Genomic DNA, 15516 nt, shown 5'->3' on the forward strand with positions numbered 1-15516 from the left:
GATCGAGTTCCCATGGACGACTTCAAACCCTTCATCGCCAAGGTCGCGACCGGCGCCTCGCTGTCGCGCGAGGAAGCCCGCGACGCCTTCGAGGCCATGCTCTCCGGCGAGGTCACCAATGCGCAGGCTGCCGCCTTCCTGATGGCGCTGCGCGTGCGCGGCGAGACCACCGAGGAGATCGCCGGCGCGGTCACCGCCATGCGCGCGCGCATGCTTACCGTCGAAGCCCCGGCCGATGCCATCGACATCGTCGGCACCGGTGGCGATGCCTCAGGCTCCTACAATGTCTCGACGCTGGCCTCGATCATCGTCGCGGCCTGCGGCGTGCCCGTCGCCAAGCACGGCAACCGCGCCGCCTCCTCGCGCTCCGGCGCCGCCGACGTGCTGACCGCGCTTGGCGTCAAGGTCGGGCTGGAGCCGGCCGGCACCGAGCGTTGCATCGCCGAGGCCGGCGTCGGCTTCATGTTCGCGCCGACCCATCATGCCTCGATGCGCCATGTCGGACCGGTACGCACCGAGCTCGGCACCCGCACCATCTTCAACCTGGTCGGACCGCTTTCGAACCCGGCTGGCGTCAAGAAGCAGCTGATCGGCGCCTTCTCCGAGACCTGGCTGGAGCCGATGGTCAAGGTGCTGCAATCGCTCGGCTCGAAGACGGTCTGGGCCGTGCACGGCTCCGACGGCCTCGACGAGATCACCACCACCGGCCCGACCCGCGTCGTCGCGCTGAAGGACGGCAAGATCGAGACCTTCAATATCGCGCCAGAGGACGTCGGCATCGCCCGCGCCAGGCCCGAGGATTTGCGCGGCGGCGAGCCGGCGCAAAACGCGCAGGCACTGCAGGATGTGCTCGGCGGGGCGAAGAGCGCCTTCCGCGACATCGCCGCCTTCAACGCCGCCGCCGCGCTCGTCGTCGCCGGCAAGGCCGCCGCGCTCAATGACGGACTGGCGCAAGCCTATGCGGTGCTGGACAATGGCAAGGCCAAGGCGGCGCTCGCGACCCTGGTCGCCAGCTCCAATGCGTGAGGCTGCCCATGTCCGATATCCTCAGGCGGATCGAAGCCTATAAGCGCGAGGAGATCGCGGCTGCCCGCGCCGCGGTGCCGCAGGCCGAGATTGAGAAGCGCGCCACGGCGATGCCGGCGCCGCGCGACTTCATCGGCGCGCTCGAAGCCAAGCACCGCGCCGGCGGCCCGGCCCTGATCGCCGAGATCAAGAAGGCCTCGCCGTCCAAGGGCCTGATCCGCGCCGATTTCGACCCGCCGGCGCTGGCCAAGGCCTATGCCGAAGGCGGCGCCGCTTGCCTCTCGGTGCTGACCGACACGCCCTCCTTCCAGGGGCAGCCGGAGTATCTTGCGCAGGCCCGCACTGCCTCCGGCCTGCCGGGCCTGCGCAAGGACTTCATGTTCGAGCCCTACCAGGTCTTCGAAGCCAGGAGCTGGGGCGCCGATTGCATCCTGATCATCATGGCCTCGCTCGACGATGCCGCGGCGCACGAACTCATCGCTACCGCCAAGGCGCTCGGCATGGCCGCGCTCGCCGAGGTCCATGACGAGGCCGAGCTGGAGCGCGCGCTGCCCCTCGACACCAGGCTGGTCGGCATCAACAACCGCGACCTGCGCTCTTTCGAGCTCAACCTCGCTGTCACCGAACGGCTGGCGCCACGCGTGCCGAAGGACCGCCTGCTCGTCGGCGAGAGCGGCATCTTCACTCATGCCGACATCGCCCGCCTGCAGGCTTGCGGCGTCAATACCTTCCTCGTCGGCGAGAGCCTGATGCGCCAGGCGGACGTGGCGGCCGCGACGCGCGAGCTTCTGACGGGCAAGACGGCCGAGGCCGCCGCGTGAGCCGCCTCACCCATCTCGACCAGAAGGGCGAGGCCCATATGGTCGATGTCGGCGGCAAGGCCGAGACCATCCGGATAGCCGTCGCCGAAGGCCATGTGGTGATGCAAGCCGAGACGCTGACGATCGTCCGCGACGGCGAGGCGAAGAAAGGCGACGTGCTCGGCACCGCCCGCCTCGCCGGCATCATGGCCGCCAAGCGCGCCCATGAGCTGATCCCGCTCTGCCACCCGTTGTTGCTCTCGAAGATCGCCGTGGACCTTACGATCGACGAGACACTGCCGGGCGTGCGCGTGCGCGCCGAGGTCAAGCTCACCGGCAAGACCGGCGTCGAGATGGAGGCGCTGACCGCCGTCAGCGTCGCCTGCCTCACCGTCTACGACATGGTGAAGGCGGTTGATCGCGCCATGCATATCGAAGGCATCCGTCTCGTGCATAAATCCGGCGGCAAGTCCGGAACCTACGAGCTCGCAGGGCCATCGGCATGAGCCTCACCCCCGTTCCCGTCGCGCTGAAAGCACTGCTCGACAGCGTGCCCGGCCCGACACAAGCCGAGACGCTGCCGCTGGCGCAGTGCGCCGGCCGCGTGCTGGTTGAAGACGTCGCCGCGCTCAGGACCCAGCCGCCTTTCGCCAATTCGGCCATGGACGGCTACGCCGTACGCGTCGAGGATTTGGCGCGCGGCGCCCAGCTCCGCGTTGTCGGCGAGTCCGCCGCTGGTCGCCGCTTTTCCGGCAAAGTTTCGCTTGGCGAGGCAGTACGGATTTTTACCGGAGCACCATTGCCTGAAGGCGCGGATACGATCCTGATCCAGGAGCATGCCGAAGGCGTCGGCAGCCCGGTGATCCGCGTCACCAAACCTGCCGATCAGGGCCAGTTCGTCCGCCTGGCGGGACTCGACTTCAGAACCGGTGAGATCTTGCTGAAAGCCGGCCGCCGGCTCGACAGCGCAGCGCTTGGTCTCGCCGCTGCCGCAGGGCATCCGACGCTTTCGGTCCGCCGCAAGCCGCGGGTCGCGATCCTCGCCACTGGCGACGAGCTCGTCCTGCCGGGCGAACCCGTCGGGCCCGACCAGATCGTCGCCTCGAACAGCTTCGCCCTTGCCGCTCTGGTCGAGCAGGCCGGCGGCACGGCGCTCGACCTCGGCATCGCCCGCGACGATCATCCCGATCTCGCCGCCAAGATCGAGGCAGCACGCGAAGCCGGTGCCGACGTCCTGATCACCCTCGGCGGCGCCTCGGTCGGCGAGCACGACCTCGTCCAGGCGGCGCTGAAGGCGCAGGGCATGGAACTTGGGTTCTGGAAGATCGCGATGCGCCCCGGCAAACCGATGATGATGGGGCGGCTCGGGCCCATGGTCGCGCTCGGCCTGCCCGGCAACCCGGTCTCCTCGATCGTCTGCGGGCACCTCTTCGCGATGCCGCTGGTCGAGGCCCTGCTCGGCATCGACGATCCCGAGCGCGATCGTAGCGAGCCGGCCATCCTCGCCAGCGACCTGCCGGCCAATGACGAACGCCAGGACTATCTGCGCGCCACTATTGAGCTGGTTGACGGCGAGCGGCGCGTTCGGCCCTTCGCCAAGCAAGATTCCTCGATGCTGGCGAACCTGTCACGGGCCGAGGCGCTGGTGATCCGCCCGGCTTTCGCCGAGCCAGCCAAGGCGGGCGATCCCTGCCGCATCATCCGGCTGCGCTGATCCGTTCACCTTGCGGCAGGATGCGCCTTGCGGAACACAAGGCGAACGAGTATGGTGTTCGTGCTTTGTTTCGATTCTAGCCCGAGAGGCGGACGGCGCGATCATGCTGACACGCAAACAGTTCGAACTGCTTCGCTTCATCCATGAACGCCTGCGCGAATCCGGCGTACCGCCCTCGTTCGACGAAATGAAGGACGCGCTCGACCTGCGCTCCAAATCCGGCATCCACCGCTTGATCATGGCGCTGGAGGAACGCGGCTTCATTCGCCGGCTTCCGAACCGGGCGCGCGCCCTCGAAGTCATCAAGATGCCTGACGGGATCGGCGGACCGCAGGCGCAGCGTGGCCGCTTCAGCCCCTCGGTCGTTCAGGGCGGGCTCGGCCAGACCCCGCCTGCCCCGGCACCGGCCGCCAACCTGACGAAGCCGCGGCCGCCAGCCGCCGAGGAGAGCGGGCGTTCCACCGTCTCGATCCCGGTCATGGGCCGTATCGCCGCCGGTACGCCGATCTCGGCGATCCAGGATCGCAGCCACAGCGTCTCGATGCCGGCCGACATGCTCGGTGGCGGCGAGCATTACGCCCTCGAGGTCCGCGGCGACTCGATGATCGAGGCCGGCATCCTCGACGGCGACACCGTCGTCATCCGCAAGCAGGACACCGCCAATACCGGCGACATCATCGTCGCCTTGATCGACGACGAGGAGGCGACGCTGAAGCGCTTGCGCAAGCGCGGCTCCTCGATCGCGCTCGAGGCCGCCAACCCGGCCTATGAGACACGCGTGCTCGGGCCCGACCGGGTCAAGATCCAGGGCCGGCTCGTCAATCTGATGCGGCGCTACTGAAGCATGTCCGGATCCTGCGCCGGCTCCGTAGTTGCCGGCGTTGGAGCAGGAGCAGGAGCAGGAGCAGCCTCGGGCGCCGGCCTCGGTTCCGGTCGCGCCCTGGTCCAGGGACGAAGATGCGTGACCTCGTCGGCCGTATAGGCGCGCCAGCCCTCACGGGCCGCGTGATAGGCGGTCGCGCCGTCACGGATGAGCGCGCTGCGATCGATCAGGCGGGCGGCGCAAGGTGCCGTCCAATAGAGCGAGGTCACCACAAGATCGGCGCGCTGGCAGTCCTCGACCAGGGCGATGCGATCGCGCGTATAGGCGACGCTGCGACCATCCGGCAGGCGGATGACGCAGCCGCGCGCGTCGCAGGCGGCGCCGTTGCGGAGCGCCGCATCATCGGGCGAGCGTGAATCGCCGTCGGCATGCAGCCATTGCGTCAGCACGAAACGGCTCGGCTTGCCGGCCAGCACCATCTTCCCATCCGGCCCGCGGACCAATACGCCCGAGCCGTCGCGCTCGATCATGATGTCCGGTCGCGACGGAGCCGAGGCCAGTGCGAGCCCACCGACCAGAGGCACCGCAGCAAGGAAACGTAGCGCCGTCGTCCACAAGGTCAGCCAGAGCAGCGACAGCGAGAACAGGATCAGGGCGAGCGAGCCGAACGCCGGCAGCACGACGGTCGAGCGGTCGATGCCAGCCACCCAATGAGCAAGCTGGAGCACGAGGCCGGAGGCCCAGCCCATCAGCGCCCAGGCCGGCCAGTCCAGCCCGAACGGATAGGCGAGCACGCCGAAGACAGCGGCCGGCATCACGATCAGCGAGACGAAAGGCAGCGCCAATGCATTGCCGAGCAGGCCGAACGGATTGAAAGTCTGGAAATGATAGACGCCATAGGGCGCCGTCGCCGCGGTCGCGACCATGGTCGTGGACAGGATGCCGACGGCCGAAAGCCAGAGCGGCCGCAGCGGCCAGGGCCAGGAGGTTGCGGCCGCATCGGGCGGACGCTCCTGCCAGCGCTCGGCGAAGGCGATCAGCGCCGTCACCGCCCCGAACGACATCTGGAAGCTCGGGCCGAGCAGCGCTTCCGGCTCGCGCAGCAGCACGATGATCGCGGACAGGGCAAGATTGCGCATGCTGAGCGCCGGCCGGTCGACCAGGATCGCGCCCAGCATCACCAGCGTCATGATCAGCGAGCGCACGGTCGCGACCTCGGCGCCGGAGAAGACGCAATAACCGGTGGCGCCGAGCATGGCCGCCAGCGCCGCGAGCTTCTTCACCGGCCAGTGAAGCGCCGCCGTCTGCGACAGGGCCAGCAGCGCCCGCACCAGCCAGAAGATCGTGCCGGCAGCGAGCACCATGTGCAGGCCTGAGATCGAGACGATATGGTAGATGCCGGCGGCGCGCAGGTCGTTGTTGGTCTCTTCGCTGATCAGCCCGCGCTTGCCGGTGACGAGCGCCGCCGCCATCGCTCCCGCCTGCCCGCCGCCGCTGCTCGCGATACGCTCGGTCAATGCATTGCGGGCCTGGTCGATCGCGACCGCCAATGCGAGCCGGCGCGGCATCGGAACCGGCGCCGGTACGAGCGTGATCTTGCCTGCGATGTTGCCGACGGCACCGATGCCCTGGAAGAAGGCGTCGCGAGCAAAATCATAGCCGCCGGGGCGCGCCGGGCCGGGCGGCGGCAAAAGGCGCGCCGTCGCGCTGATATGGTCGCCGGGCTTCAAGGTCGTCACCGGCGTGGTGACGCGCACCCGCCGCGGCCGCTGCGCAGCCTCCACCCCAGGCAAGTCCGTGACCTGGATGACGATCCGCACACCCTTCTCGCGCTGCTCCAGCGTCTCGACGAAGCCGGTGAGCTTGCCGACATGGTTGCGAGCAAGCGCAGGCGCCGCCATGCCTGCCGTTCTGAAGGTCGCAGCCGCGAAACCGGCAAAGGCTGCGGCGGCCGCGATGCAGACAGCCATGACGGCACGACGCTGGCGTGTCAGCAGCGCGGCGAGCCCGCACAACACCATCCCGGCAAGGGGTGCGGCCAGTCCCGGCTCGCGATCGGCCAGGAAATAGAGCAGCACGCCGGCGCCCATGCAGACCGGCAGCCAGTTGAACAGGCGGCGGCGCTCGGCCTCGGTTTCGAGGGCCCGGCGGACGCGGCCGCCCCAATCATGCAGCACAAGGGATGCGGGCCACGGGAAACCGGCGAAGCGCCGCAAGCGCGCCGGCAAGGCCAGCTCGCCGGCTCGCACCCTGCTACGGCGCTCTTCTGGCCCGTAGGAGAGCATTCGTCCCCCCGTCGCGGCCGCGCGGCGATCACGCCCCCTCCCCGTCGGGGGCACTTAACGGCAGCCGGCAAGGCATGTTACAGCGGCGGCGCCGGATGTCAGCCCCGGCCGAGGCCCGTATCGAAGTCGCCCTCGTCTTTTGCTTACCTGTTCCGCCGGAGCCTCCCTTCATGAGTGACACGGTCGTCACGCGCTTCGCGCCGTCGCCAACCGGATTCCTGCACATCGGCGGTGCCCGCACCGCACTGTTCAACTGGCTCTATGCCCGCCGCCACGGCGGCAAGATGCTGCTGCGCATCGAGGACACCGACCGCGAACGCTCGACCGAGGGCGCCATCGCCGCGATCCTCGACGGCCTGGCCTGGCTCGGCCTCGATTGGGACGGGCAGACCGTCTACCAGTTCCAGCGCGCCGCCCGCCATCGCGAGATCGCCGAGCAGATGCTGGCCGCCGGCAAGGCGTATTACTGCTATGCGACGCCGCAGGAGCTCGAGGAGATGCGCGAGAAGGCGCGCGCCGAAGGCAAGCCGCTGCGCTATGACGGGCGCTGGCGCGACCGCGATCCGGCGACCGCGCCGGAGGGCGTAAAGCCGGTGATCCGCCTCAAGGCCGAGCAGACCGGCGAGACCGTGGTCGAGGACGAGGTCCAGGGCCGCGTCACCTGGCAGAACGAGAACCTCGACGACCTGGTGCTGCTGCGCTCCGACGGCAACCCGACCTATATGCTCGCCGTCGTGGTCGACGATCACGACATGGGCGTCACCCACGTCATCCGCGGCGACGACCATCTGACCAATGCCGCGCGGCAGACGCAGATCTACCAGGCGCTCGGCTGGAAGGTTCCCAGCATGTCGCATATCCCGCTGATCCACGGCGCGGATGGTGCCAAGCTGTCGAAGCGGCACGGTGCGCTCGGCGTCGATGCCTATCGCTCGATGGGCTATCTGCCGATTGCGCTGCGCAACTATCTGCTGCGCCTCGGCTGGAGCCATGGCGACCAGGAGATCTTCTCGCCGGAGGAGATGATCTCGCTGTTCAACCTCTCCTCGATCGGCCGCTCGCCCGCTCGCTTCGACTACGCCAAGCTCGAGAACCTCAACGGCCTCTATATGCGCCAGTCGGAGGATCACGAATTGATGACCGCGCTGAAGGCGGTCTGGTCGGAAATCGGCCCGCCGCGTGGTATCGGCACGCAGCCGACCCCCGAGCTGGAAGCCAAGCTGATGGCGGCCATGCCGGGCCTGAAGGAGCGCGCCAAGACGCTGATCGAGCTGATCGACAGCGCCTCCTATCTCTATGCCCAGCGGCCGCTTGCGCTCGAGCCGAAAGCCGCCGCTTTGCTCGACGATGCAGCCCGGCAGCGCATGCCGAAGCTGGCCGCGAAGCTCTCGGCCGTAGCCGACTGGGCGCCACCGCCCCTGGAGAGCGCGATCCGCGATTTCGCCGAGGAGAGCGGCGTCAAGCTCGGTCAGGTGGCACAGCCTCTGCGCGCCGCGCTGACCGGCAAGACCACCTCGCCCGGCCTGTTCGACGTAATGGCGGTGCTCGGCCGCGACGAGGTGCTGGCGCGCCTCGCCGATGCCGCATGATTGCCCCCAGAAAGGCTAATGGCCGTTCGGTTGAACCCCTCGCCGAATTGGTCTAGCAACGCGCTGCGGACCGGCGGCTCCCGCTGCCGGTCCGGCACAAAAAATGCTTCAAAATCAGTCCGATGAACTCTTCCCGCTTGCCCGCCCCGACATTCCCGTCATGGAGCCGTCATCGTGGGACGTTCGGATGATGCCGGAACGCGATGAGCAGCCGGCGCCTCCGTCCGACCGGGAACATGACTGAAGAACGAGCCTGAAAGGATCGGATCCATGAGCGGAATTTCCAGCCAGTTGGCTGTCGAGGGCAAAACCGTCGATATGCCGGTCAAAGCGGGTTCGATCGGGCCGTCAGTCATCGATATCGGCAAGCTCTACGCCCAGACCGGGATGTTCACCTACGATCCTGGCTTCACCTCGACCGCGAGCTGCGAGTCGCAGATCACCTATATCGATGGCGACGAGGGCGTTCTGCTCTATCGCGGCTACCCGATCGAGCAGCTCGCCGAGCACGGCGACTTCCTCGAGACCTGCTATCTGCTGCTTTACGGAGAACTGCCGACGGCGGCTCAGAAGGCGGATTTCGACTATCGCGTCACGCGCCACACCATGGTGCACGAGCAGATGGCCCGCTTCTTCCAGGGCTTCCGCCGCGACGCGCATCCGATGGCGGTTCTGGTCGCCTCGGTCGGCGCCATGTCGGCCTTCTATCACGACTCGACCGACATCTCCGACCCGCAGCAGCGCATGATCGCGTCGATGCGGATGATCGCGAAGATGCCGACGCTGGCGGCGATGGCTTACAAGTACACGATCGGCCAGCCCTTCGTGTATCCGCTCAACTCGCTGGACTACACCTCGAACTTCCTGCGCATGTGCTTCGCCGTGCCGGCCGAGGACTACAAGGTCAATCCGGTGCTGTCGCGCGCGCTCGACCGGATCTTCATCCTGCACGCCGACCACGAGCAGAACGCCTCGACCTCGACGGTCCGGCTCGCCGGCTCCTCGGGCGCCAACCCGTTCGCCTGCATCGCGGCCGGCGTCGCCTGCCTGTGGGGCCCGGCGCATGGCGGCGCCAACGAGGCGGCGCTGAAGATGCTCGAGGAGATCGGCAGCGTCGACAACATCCCGAAATACATCGCCAAGGCCAAGGACAAGAACGATCCGTTCCGCCTGATGGGCTTCGGCCACCGGGTCTACAAGAACTACGATCCGCGCGCCAAGATCATGCAGAAGACCACGCATGAGGTCCTGGCCGAGCTCGGCATCAAGGACGATCCGCTGCTCGACGTCGCGATGGAGCTCGAGCGCATCGCCCTGCACGACGAGTACTTCATCGAGAAGAAGCTCTATCCGAACATCGACTTCTATTCGGGCATCACCCTGAAGGCGATGGGCTTCCCGACCTCGATGTTCACGGCGCTGTTCGCGCTGGCGCGCAGCATCGGCTGGATCGCGCAGTGGAAGGAGATGATCGAGGATCCGTCCCAGCGCATCGGCCGCCCGCGTCAGCTCTACACCGGTGCGCCGAAGCGCGACTACACCCCGATCGGCCGCCGCTGAAAGCGCCGACCTGAAGCAAACGAGGCCGCGACGGAACCCCGTCGCGGCCTTTATTGTTTCCATCGATTGATGCATCAAACGCAAGTGACGGTTGCGCCCGGCGCGCTACAGTCGCCGACCATTTTGAAAGGTTCATCGCTCATGTCGAATGCAGAAGGTCTCAGCCGCCGCGGCTTCCTCGCTGGCGCCTCCGCCCTGCCCTTCGCCGGTGCTGCCGGCTCGGTGTCTGCCCAGGCGCAATTCCCGACGCGGCCGATCTCGCTGATCGTGCCCTTCGCAGCCGGCGGCTCGACCGACATCGTCGCGCGTCTCGTCGGCCAGAAGATGGGCGAATTGCTCGGCCAGTCGATCGTGATCGACAACCGCGCCGGCGCCGGCGGCAATATCGGCTCGACCGCGGTCGCCCGGGCCACGCCAGACGGCTATACGCTGCTGCTCGGCACGATCTCGACCCATGCGCTCAACCCGGCGATCCTGAAGACCGTGACCTTCGACGCGGTCAAGGACTTCACCCCGATCTCGCTGCTCGCCGTGGTGCCGAACGTGATGGTCGTGCATCCGAGCTTCCCGGCCAAGACCGTGCCGGAGGTGCTGAAGCTGCTGAAGGACAATCCCGGCAAGTATTCCTACGCCTCCTCCGGCGTCGGCACGCCGCTGCACCTCTCCGGCGAGCTGTTCAAGTCGCTCGGCGGCGTCAGCATGAACCATGTGCCCTATCGCGGCGCCGGCCCGGCGCTGAACGACGTCGTCTCCGGCGCGGTGCCGATCATGTTCGACAACCTGCCCTCCTCGGCCCAGTTCATCCGCAGCGGGCAGTTGCGCGCCATCGGCGTCACCACCAAGGAGCGCGTCTCCTCCTTCCCGGACCTGCCGACCATCGCCGAGGGCGGGCTCGCCGGCTACGAGACCTATACCTGGAATGCGCTGTTCGGCCCCGCCAACATGCCGCGCCCGGTGGTCGACAAGATCAACAGCGCCGCCAATGCATCGCTCAAGGACGCCAATGTGAAGCAGCGGCTGGAGGATGTCAGCGCTGTGATCGTCGGCTCGACGCCGGAGGCGCTCGGCGAGCACGTCAAGGCCGAGCTGGCAAAATGGGGCCCGATCGCCAAGGCCTCGGGCGCCGTCGTCGAGTAAGTCGCCGCTAGAGCCGGATCCGATCAGATTGACTCAAATCTGATCGGAAAAGCGTTCTCTAGCCGCCCGCTGGCACCCGAACGAGGGCGAGCGCCGCGCTGACGGCGTTCGCCGCCGGGCTTGGTCCGGCACTGCGCATATTCTGCTCGACGCTCGCGAAGCCGTCGAGCTGACGCTCGCGTGCCGGGCCCTCGGCGATCGCGGCGAGGAGTGCCTCGGACAGGGCCTGCGGCGAGGCTTCGTCCTGGATGAACTCCGGCACCACGCTTTCCCCGATGATCAGATTGGGCAGGATCACGCTCGGCAGCTTGATCAGGCGCCGCGCCAGCACGGCCTCCCAGCCCGCGCCGCGATAGGCCGCGACCGTTGGCACCTGCGACAGCGCCAGCTCCAGCGTCACCGTGCCCGAGGCCGCAAGCGCTGCTCGCGCTCCACGAAAAGCGGCCAGCTTTGCGCGTTCGCCCGTCTCGATCTCCGGCTTGACGCGCCAGCCGGCGGCAAGCTCCGTGATCGTCTCGACCAGGCGCGGTACGGCAGGAAGGACGAAGCGGGCCTGCGGCAGCTGGTCTGCCACCAAGGCCACCGCCTCGCCGAAGGGCGGCATCAAATGCCGAATCTCGGAACGGCGACTACCGGGAAGGATCAGAACGGTGGGCGCCTCGGCGTCGGCGCGACGTAGCGCTTCGTCCGGCCCCGGCCGATAGGCTTCCAGGCGCTCGATCAGGGGATGGCCGACATAGACGGTCTCCGGCCCGCCGAGCCGCTCCAGCGCCGCCGGCTCGAAGGGTAGCAGCGCCAGGATCCGGTCGACATGCGGTTTCATCCGCCGCGCTCGTCCCTGCCGCCAGGCCCAGACGCTCGGGCAGACCCAATGCGCGATCGGGACGGCGGGCACGAGCCGTCTCACCTTCCTTGCGACGCGCAGGCTGAAATCGGGCGCGTCGATGGTGAGCAGGAGATCAGGCCCAAAGGCGGCTGCGGCCCGCGCCGCGTCCGACATGCGGCGCAAAAGCAGCGGCAGGCGTGCCACCACGGGGCCGAAGCCCATCACGGCAATGTCCTCCTGCGGGAAGACACTGTGCAGCCCTTCCGCGATCAGGGCCTCGCCGCCGACACCCGACAGCTCGAGCCGCCGATCGCCCAGCACCTCGCGCAGCCGCACCACGAAGCGCGCGCCGAGCGCATCGCCCGAAGCCTCGCCTGCAACGATGAAGAGCCTGAACGGGCGTGTCACGCCACGCCCTCGATGAACAGGCCCGAGGCATCGGCGAGAGTCGCGAGCCGCTCGCGGTCGCCGATCAGCACGCTGCCAGCCTTGACCGCGATTCCGGCGAGACCGGCGGCCGCCACCCGCGCCACCGTGTCCGGACCGATCGCTGGCATGTCGACCCGCAGATCCTGTCCGAGCTTGGGCGCCTTGATCAGCACGCCGTCACCCTTGCCGGGCTTGAGGCGCCCCGCCTGGACGAGGCCGGCGACGCGCTCGATCATCGCGTCCGTGCCTTCTGCTGCTTCAATCGCAACGACGCGGTGATCGGCGATGATCGCCGCCTGCCCGATGTCGAAGGGCGAGAGCGCAGCAAGCAGGTTGAAGCCGGTCGCGATCGCTTCGCGCGCGACGGCGGAAGGCTTCTGGCGTCCGAGTGCGCCATTCGGCGCGACGAGATCGGGCGCGATATCGGCCGGCCCGAGCACGCGCAGCCCCTGGCCTTCGAAGAAGCTGACGACACCGCGCAGCAGATGGTCGTCGCCGCCCTGGAACGCACGGGCGAAGTGAGGCAGGTATTTCAGGGTCGACAGTTCCGGGGCCAGCGAGCCGAAGCTGGGCCGCGGCAAGGCGCCGACCATGACGATCTCGTCGATCTCGCGGCGCTTGATCTCATCAAGGAAGCGCCCGAGCTGGCCCAGGCGGTATTCCCTGGCGTCGTAGGCCGTATAGTCGGCCGGGTCGCCCGCCCCGGCCAGCACGGCAACGTAGACGATGGCGCCCTGCGCCGTGGCCGCGCTGGCAACCCGCAACGGATAGTCGCCGCGGCCGGCCAGGACGGCGACGCGCCGTCCCTGCGACCGCCCTGCAGCGTCGGCCGCCTTTGCGCTCACCGTTCGGGCGCGTTCACGTCACGCGGCACCGAAATGCCCCGATCGCCGCCGGCGCGGATGAAATCGAGGATTTCGTGGATCAGCGGATGCTCGGCGAACTCGGTCGCGACGTCTTCGACCCGCTCCGAGAGCGTGCCTTCGTCGGCGAACAGCAGGCGATAGGCCCGGCGCAATTCGTGGATCTGCTCGCGCGAGAAACCGCGCCGCCTGAGGCCGACGAGATTGAGCCCGGCGAGGTGGGCGGGATTGTCACGGACCATCCCGAACGGGATGACGTCGAGCAGAACGCCCGAGCCGCCGCCGATGAAAGCGTGATCACCGATCCGAACGAACTGCTGCAACCCGGTGCCACCGCTGACGATGACGAAATCACCGACGGTGACGTGGCCGGCGCACATGACATTGTTCGAGAAGATGACGTTGTTGCCGATCACGCTGTCATGACCGACATGCGAATTGGCCAGGAACAGGCCGCGATCACCGATGACGGTCTTCATGCCGCCGCCTTCGGTACCCGGATTCATCGTCACGCCTTCGCGGATCACGCAGTCGGCGCCGATCGACAGCGTCGACGGCTCGCCCTTGTACTTCAGGTCCTGCGGCGGGTGGCCGATCGAGGCGAAGGGATAGATCTTGGTGCGCGGGCCTATCGTCGTGCGGCCGGCGACGACGACATGGCTGATCAGCTCGACGCCGTCGCCAAGGGCGACATCGGGACCAACCGTGCAGAACGGGCCGATCTTGACGCCCGCTCCCAGCTTGGCAGCCGGGTCGACGATCGCCATCGGATGGATCGAGGTGTTCATGGCAGGATCCTGCGTCTGGCCGGGAACGGGAGCATGCATCGTGGCTGCCCGTTCAGACGACCATGGCCGAGAGCTCGGCCTCGGCGACGAGCACGCCGTCGACCCTGGCTTCGCCGCGGTAGAACCAGATGTTGCGCTTATGCGCCAGCTTGGTGAGATGGAAGCGCAGTGTGTCGCCCGGAATGACGGGCTTGCGGAACTTCGCCTTGTCGATCGTCGTGAACAGTACGGTGGTGACCGCAAGATCGTCACTGCCACGCGCGCTGACGACAAGCACGCCCGCGGTCTGCGCCATCGCTTCAATCATCAGCACGCCCGGGAACACCGGGCGGCCGGGAAAGTGGCCGGTGAACTGCGGCTCGTTGAAGGTGACGTTCTTGATGCCGACGCCGGAGCTGTCCCCGTCGATCTCGACGACCTTGTCGACCAGCAGGAACGGGTAGCGATGCGGGATGCAGGCCATGATCTTCTGGATATCGGCCACGCCGAGCGCTTTGGTCGCATCCGTCATCGTGTCTGGTCTCCTCGAACGCCCTGCGCCCGGCGCCGGCGCGCGTCACCTATATTGCAAGCTGCTTTTGCCGGAAGTCGGCGCGAGATCAAGCGTTTTCGCCGCCGCCGGGCCCCTTGCCCCGCTTGGCGACCAATTGCTTGAGCAAGGCGGCTTCGCGTGCCCAGCTCAGCGCCGGTTGCGCTGGATAGCCGCCATAGCGCGCGCCGCGCGGAACATCGCCGGCAACACCGCTCTGAGCGGCGATCTGTGCGCCCATGCCGATCGTCAGATGCCCGGCCAGCCCGACCTGTCCGCCGAGCACGGCGAAATCCTCGAGCGTGCTCGAGCCGGCCATGCCGACCTGGGCGCAGATCACGCAATGCCGCCCGACCACGCAGTTGTGCCCGATCTGAACGAGGTTATCGATCTTGCTGCCCTCGCCGATCACCGTGTCGCGGCTGGCACCGCGATCGATCGTCGTGTTGGCGCCGATCTCGACATCGTCCTGGATGATGACGCGGCCTACCTGCGGCACCTTCATATGCCCCTTCGGCCCCATGGCGAAGCCGAATCCGTCCTGGCCGATTCGCACACCGGGATGAATGATGACGCGATTGCCGATCAGGGCCGCCTGCAGCGTCGAGCCGGCGCCGATCGCGCATTGCCGTCCGATCCGCACCTGCGCGCCGATCACGGCGTTGGGGCCGATCACCGTGCCGGCGCCGACCTCAGCGCCCGGCCCGATCACGGCCCCCGGATCGACCGTGACGTCGGCTTCGAGCTTGGCCGTCGCATGCACGAAGGCGCCGGGCGCGACGCCGGCGGAGCCGAACATCGAACCTGGCCGCAGCGCCTGCGGGTGGAAGACCGAGAGCAGCTTGGCAAAGGCATGGTAGGGCGCGGGCGTGACCAGCGCGACGGTGCCGGCAGGCACGCGCTCGACGAAGCGCGGGGAAACGAAGCAGAGCCCCGCCGTCGTCGCGATCAGGGCCGCGACATATTTCGGGTTGTCCATATAGGCGGCATCGCCGCCGCCGGCCGTCTCGAGCGGCGCAACGCCTTCGACTCGGCGCTCCGGATCGGCGCCCTCGGGCAAGGCCGTGCCTGACAAGGAAGCGACCTCGCTGAAGGACAGCGAGGTCGCGATCGGAAAGAAACTGGGATCTGCCATATGATGATCCGT

General features: G+C 67.9%; 14 protein-coding genes. 8 read left to right on the forward strand and 6 right to left on the reverse strand.

All coding sequences use genetic code 11. The features are described from left to right. The first annotated feature begins 12 nt into the window (after nucleotides 1-12). The 5 genes from trpD (at nucleotide 13) to lexA (ending at nucleotide 4381) form a co-directional block, all read left to right on the forward strand. The gene (gene trpD, locus ACWIGM_RS19590; protein ID WP_454027619.1) at nucleotides 13-1026 is read left to right on the forward strand and encodes an anthranilate phosphoribosyltransferase; all 1014 of its coding nucleotides are present in this window, start codon (nucleotides 13-15) and stop codon (nucleotides 1024-1026) included. An 8-nt stretch (nucleotides 1027-1034) separates the two neighbouring features. Then, nucleotides 1035-1847: an indole-3-glycerol phosphate synthase TrpC gene (gene trpC / locus ACWIGM_RS19595; protein WP_454027620.1), complete on the forward strand. Its 813-nt coding sequence runs from the start codon at nucleotides 1035-1037 to the stop codon at nucleotides 1845-1847. Beyond that, nucleotides 1844-2332 (forward strand): cyclic pyranopterin monophosphate synthase MoaC, encoded by a 489-nt coding sequence (moaC, locus tag ACWIGM_RS19600; protein WP_454027621.1) that lies wholly within the window; start codon nucleotides 1844-1846, stop codon nucleotides 2330-2332. Before trpC ends, moaC begins: the two co-directional genes overlap by 4 nt. Continuing rightward, nucleotides 2329-3540, forward strand: a complete 1212-nt coding sequence (locus ACWIGM_RS19605; RefSeq protein ID WP_454027622.1) for a molybdopterin molybdotransferase MoeA — start codon at nucleotides 2329-2331, stop codon at nucleotides 3538-3540. The genes moaC and ACWIGM_RS19605 overlap by 4 nt, the downstream gene beginning before the upstream one ends. Nucleotides 3541-3643: 103 nt before the next feature. Then, nucleotides 3644-4381, forward strand: coding sequence for a transcriptional repressor LexA (lexA, locus tag ACWIGM_RS19610; protein ID WP_454027623.1), 738 nt, complete (start codon nucleotides 3644-3646; stop codon nucleotides 4379-4381). Here lexA and ACWIGM_RS19615 read toward each other — a convergent pair. Beyond that, nucleotides 4375-6648 carry a ComEC/Rec2 family competence protein gene (locus ACWIGM_RS19615; protein WP_454027624.1) on the reverse strand — a complete coding sequence of 758 codons (2274 nt, stop codon included), beginning with the start codon at nucleotides 6646-6648 and terminating at the stop codon, nucleotides 4375-4377. The two genes, lexA and ACWIGM_RS19615, sit on opposite strands and share 7 nt — an antisense overlap. A gap of 170 nt (nucleotides 6649-6818) precedes the next feature. Here ACWIGM_RS19615 and gltX point away from each other — a divergent pair, with 170 nt between their 5' ends. The 3 genes from gltX to ACWIGM_RS19630 all read left to right on the forward strand — a co-directional run bounded on the left by gltX (nucleotide 6819) and on the right by ACWIGM_RS19630 (nucleotide 10934). After that, a complete protein-coding gene (gltX, locus tag ACWIGM_RS19620) occupies nucleotides 6819-8237 on the forward strand; it encodes a glutamate--tRNA ligase (protein WP_454027625.1) in 1419 nt (472 codons plus the stop codon). 270 nt (nucleotides 8238-8507) lie between these two features. Continuing rightward, nucleotides 8508-9797, forward strand: coding sequence for a citrate synthase (gene gltA, locus ACWIGM_RS19625; protein ID WP_454027626.1), 1290 nt, complete (start codon nucleotides 8508-8510; stop codon nucleotides 9795-9797). Between the two features lie 141 nt (nucleotides 9798-9938). Next, nucleotides 9939-10934 (forward strand): Bug family tripartite tricarboxylate transporter substrate binding protein, encoded by a 996-nt coding sequence (locus ACWIGM_RS19630; RefSeq protein ID WP_454027627.1) that lies wholly within the window; start codon nucleotides 9939-9941, stop codon nucleotides 10932-10934. Between the two features lie 58 nt (nucleotides 10935-10992). Here the strand turns inward: ACWIGM_RS19630 and lpxB are convergent, their stop codons facing one another. The 5 genes from lpxB to lpxD form a co-directional block, all read right to left on the reverse strand. Then, nucleotides 10993-12168: a lipid-A-disaccharide synthase gene (gene lpxB, locus ACWIGM_RS19635; protein ID WP_454027628.1), complete on the reverse strand. Its 1176-nt coding sequence runs from the start codon at nucleotides 12166-12168 to the stop codon at nucleotides 10993-10995. Further along, a complete protein-coding gene (locus tag ACWIGM_RS19640; protein ID WP_454027629.1) occupies nucleotides 12165-13034 on the reverse strand; it encodes an LpxI family protein in 870 nt (289 codons plus the stop codon). Before ACWIGM_RS19640 ends, lpxB begins: the two co-directional genes overlap by 4 nt. Further along, nucleotides 13031-13840 (reverse strand): acyl-ACP--UDP-N-acetylglucosamine O-acyltransferase, encoded by an 810-nt coding sequence (lpxA, locus tag ACWIGM_RS19645; RefSeq protein WP_454027630.1) that lies wholly within the window; start codon nucleotides 13838-13840, stop codon nucleotides 13031-13033. The genes ACWIGM_RS19640 and lpxA overlap by 4 nt, the downstream gene beginning before the upstream one ends. A 52-nt stretch (nucleotides 13841-13892) precedes the next feature. Continuing rightward, nucleotides 13893-14351: a 3-hydroxyacyl-ACP dehydratase FabZ gene (gene fabZ / locus ACWIGM_RS19650; RefSeq protein WP_454027631.1), complete on the reverse strand. Its 459-nt coding sequence runs from the start codon at nucleotides 14349-14351 to the stop codon at nucleotides 13893-13895. Nucleotides 14352-14439: 88 nt separating this feature from the next. Further along, nucleotides 14440-15504, reverse strand: a complete 1065-nt coding sequence (gene lpxD / locus ACWIGM_RS19655) for a UDP-3-O-(3-hydroxymyristoyl)glucosamine N-acyltransferase (protein ID WP_454027632.1) — start codon at nucleotides 15502-15504, stop codon at nucleotides 14440-14442. Nucleotides 15505-15516: the final 12 nt, after the last annotated feature.

It is taken from the genome of Allobosea sp. NPDC055332, from assembly GCF_053645455.1.

What these genes read in the sequence shown, in the direction of transcription:
- lpxA (WP_454027630.1), bottom strand. Translation starts at nt 13,840, where the DNA reads ATGAACACCTCGATCCATCCGATGGCGATCGTCGACCCGGCTGCCAAG.
- ACWIGM_RS19615 (WP_454027624.1), bottom strand. Translation starts at nt 6,648, where the DNA reads ATGCTCTCCTACGGGCCAGAAGAGCGCCGTAGCAGGGTGCGAGCCGGC.
- ACWIGM_RS19605 (WP_454027622.1), top strand. Translation starts at nt 2,329, where the DNA reads ATGAGCCTCACCCCCGTTCCCGTCGCGCTGAAAGCACTGCTCGACAGC.
- lpxD (WP_454027632.1), bottom strand. Translation starts at nt 15,504, where the DNA reads ATGGCAGATCCCAGTTTCTTTCCGATCGCGACCTCGCTGTCCTTCAGC.
- ACWIGM_RS19630 (WP_454027627.1), top strand. Translation starts at nt 9,939, where the DNA reads ATGTCGAATGCAGAAGGTCTCAGCCGCCGCGGCTTCCTCGCTGGCGCC.
- gltX (WP_454027625.1), top strand. Translation starts at nt 6,819, where the DNA reads ATGAGTGACACGGTCGTCACGCGCTTCGCGCCGTCGCCAACCGGATTC.
- trpD (WP_454027619.1), top strand. Translation starts at nt 13, where the DNA reads ATGGACGACTTCAAACCCTTCATCGCCAAGGTCGCGACCGGCGCCTCG.
- fabZ (WP_454027631.1), bottom strand. Translation starts at nt 14,351, where the DNA reads ATGACGGATGCGACCAAAGCGCTCGGCGTGGCCGATATCCAGAAGATC.
- gltA (WP_454027626.1), top strand. Translation starts at nt 8,508, where the DNA reads ATGAGCGGAATTTCCAGCCAGTTGGCTGTCGAGGGCAAAACCGTCGAT.
- lexA (WP_454027623.1), top strand. Translation starts at nt 3,644, where the DNA reads ATGCTGACACGCAAACAGTTCGAACTGCTTCGCTTCATCCATGAACGC.
- trpC (WP_454027620.1), top strand. Translation starts at nt 1,035, where the DNA reads ATGTCCGATATCCTCAGGCGGATCGAAGCCTATAAGCGCGAGGAGATC.